This window comes from Phyllobacterium sp. P5_D12, assembly GCF_054049495.1.
Genome location: NZ_JBFUMG010000577.1, coordinates 1 through 2,740 on the forward strand (window position 1 = coordinate 1; position 2,740 = coordinate 2,740).

The following is a 2,740-nucleotide window of genomic DNA, read 5'->3' on the forward strand; positions in this document are numbered from 1 at the left end:
GCCTGCGAAGGCGGCCATGGATTTTACCGATACCGCAGCACGTAAAATTGGTCCCCTGATGGGGCGCCATCGCGTCGCGATGACCAATCTGCGCAAAGCCTATCCGGAAAAGACAGAGGACGAACTGCAGCAGATTGCCCGAGATATGTGGGGCAACATGGCACGACTCACTGCCGAATATGTCTTCCTGGATGCGATTTTCGATTTCGATCCGCACAGCGACACGCCCGGACTAGTCGAGGTTCAGGGCCGCGAGATCTTCGAACGCATACGGGACGAGAAGGACCGCCCGCATATATTCTTCACAGGTCATACGGGGAATTTCGAGCTGCTGCCGATCTGCGCGGCGACATTCGATCTGAATGTCACTGCGCTGTTTCGGCCGCCGAACAATCCCTACGTCGCCAAGAAAATCCTTGGTGCGCGCCGCACCAACATGGGACATCTCGTTCCATCGAAGGCCGGTGCAGCTTGGTCGCTCGCCACCGTCCTCAACAACAATGGCAATGTCGGCATGCTGGTCGATCAAAAATTCAAACGCGGCATCGCTTCGACCTTCTTCAACCGCCCATGCAAAACCAATCCACTTCTCGCGAAACTCGTGCGTCAATATGAGTGCGATGTATATCCGGCACGCTGTGTGCGCCTGCCCGGTGGCCGTTTTCGTCTGGAGCTTGAAGAGAAGATGGAGATACCGCGCGATGACAAGGGAGCTGTGGACCTCGCCGCAACTGTCCAGGCTCTGAACGACAAGGTCGAGTCTTGGGTACGCGAATACCCCGGCCAGTGGATGTGGTTTCACAAGCGCTGGAACAGCAATTAGTAGTAGTTCATCACCGCATGTTTGGCTTCGCCGAAGAACAGCCAGCGCTCGACAAAAATCCCTAACACATATGCGACGACGCTGAAAACAAGCGCAATCTGCGCGGTCAGCCCTTCGCCAATGGTCATCGCCAGCAAAAGCGCCAAGATAGGGAGGACCACACCGCAAATAAAGGCGATCACCCACAGCTTTGCGGCGTGTTTACGGGCAACGCGAAAGCCCATCTCCCGCGTCAGATAGTTGTCCAGCGCATGCGGGCGCTCAAACAGCCGCACCTCGCCGATGAAGCCAAGACCGGTTGCCGTTTCCGGCGTCGAAATAGGTAAGAGTGTCGTGGCGCGGTTGCGCCAAACTAGTTTGGCGACTAACGCGAGGAGGACGAACAGAAGCGCCAGCAACTCCTCGACCAACCCATTTCCCACGAAGGCGCTTGCGAACAAGAACCCACCGGCTAGCGAAAACAACAGGAAGCACAGTGGTGTCAGTTTCGTATGCCACGAGTCCACAGTCTTGAGCGACGCATAGATCATCGACGTGCAATAGACTGTCACCAAAGCACCAAGCACAGTGATAAACCCCAAAGTCACATCATGTCTATCGGCGAAGATTGCCAGCGCAGCACTCAACGTCAAGGGGACAAACGTCGCGATTGCCATCACACCCTCGCGTGACAACCAGCTGGAGCGCCATTGGCTCAAGGCCCGCCATGCACGTTGCGGGTTGCCGAGATGCATGAGCGAAGCTGCCAGTCCAACGCTGATCAGTGCCAGCGAAGTCAAATAGGCAAGCTTGGTCATTAGCAGCGACGGATCCAGAAAACCGAGCCCAAGCACGACCGCAAGTCCGTAGCCCAGACCTGACAGCGTCGTGAAAACAATAATCGAATACGCTGGATGCATCGCCTAGATCCGGTCCAGCGTCTTGTCGAGCCAAGCGAAAAATCCGCGCGCACCATCGGTGTTCTCTGCAAGAGGTATTATTGGCGTGCTTTCGCTCAACGACTTTCGTGGACGAGGTGGTAGGTACTTGTTGGTGGGCCGTGTTTCCTGCTCCGGCATAAGATCGAAACCACCGCGTTCCACCACCATGATGGCCACATCGGAATTCGGATCGCCAAGGTCGCCAAAATGCCGGGCGTTGACCGGACAAGTCCTGACACAGGAAGGCACGCGGTCTTCTTGCTTCAGTGTCTCATTGTAAACGCGGTCGACGCACAGTGTGCACTTCTTCATCACGCCGGCAGCAAGATCCATCTCCCGCGCACCATAGGCACAGGCCCAGGCGCAGAGTCCGCATCCGATGCACTTGCCCTCATCCACCAGCACGATGCCGTCCTCGGCACGCTTGTAAGACGCTCCAGTCGGGCAGACCGTGACACACGGCGCGTCTTCGCAATGCAAACAGGACTTTGGAAAGTGCACAACGCGGGCGTCGCCAGCTTCACCGATAATTTGTCCGCCTTCTGGCGCGACTTCAAAACTGTGGATGCGGTTGAGAAACGTACCCGAAACATCCTCGCCATAGGGATGCTGGTCCGACAGCGCACTGCCGTAGCCGCCAGTGTTCCATTCCTTGCAACTGATTACACAGGCATGGCAGCCGACACATACATCAAGATCGATCACCAGCCCGAGTTTTTTCACGGTACGATTTTGGGGAAGGCTGGTCATTTTGGCGACCATTCCTGCCCGTAACGCAGTTCATCGATCGGTTGCGATTGACTGCCAGGAGGTTTGATTGCAGCGAAATACGGTTCGCTGATCTCCACCCCAGCCTCAGCCTTCTCAATGCGCACGCGCAAATCATACCAAGCGGCCTGCCCTGTAATGGGATCGGAGTTCGACCAGCGCATCCCATCGGCTTTTGGTGGCAAAAGTTCGTGAATAAGGTGGTTGAGGAGGAATCCCTTGGTTACTT

4 protein-coding genes are annotated in these 2,740 nt (G+C 56.2%); 1 reads left to right on the forward strand and 3 read right to left on the reverse strand.

What is annotated here, in order from left to right; all coding sequences use genetic code 11:
- Positions 1 to 823: lipid A biosynthesis lauroyl acyltransferase (locus tag ACXJ5O_RS23735; RefSeq protein ID WP_457302049.1), on the forward strand; the 823-nt coding region annotated here is incomplete at its 5' end.
- On the opposite strand, the gene ACXJ5O_RS23740 is transcribed toward ACXJ5O_RS23735, so the two are convergent.
- The 3 genes from ACXJ5O_RS23740 to ACXJ5O_RS23750 form a co-directional block, all read right to left on the reverse strand.
- Entirely contained in the window at positions 820 to 1,722 is a 903-nt protein-coding gene (locus tag ACXJ5O_RS23740; RefSeq protein WP_457302050.1) for a dimethyl sulfoxide reductase anchor subunit family protein, read from the reverse strand. The genes ACXJ5O_RS23735 and ACXJ5O_RS23740 overlap by 4 nt on opposite strands.
- A gap of 3 nt (positions 1,723 to 1,725) precedes the next feature.
- Complete coding sequence (locus ACXJ5O_RS23745) at positions 1,726 to 2,493, reverse strand: 4Fe-4S dicluster domain-containing protein (protein WP_457302051.1); 768 nt, start codon at positions 2,491 to 2,493, stop codon at positions 1,726 to 1,728.
- Positions 2,490 to 2,740, reverse strand: a 251-nt coding sequence (locus tag ACXJ5O_RS23750) for a hypothetical protein (RefSeq protein ID WP_457302052.1), incomplete at its 5' end; no start/stop codon positions are given. The genes ACXJ5O_RS23745 and ACXJ5O_RS23750, both read right to left, overlap by 4 nt.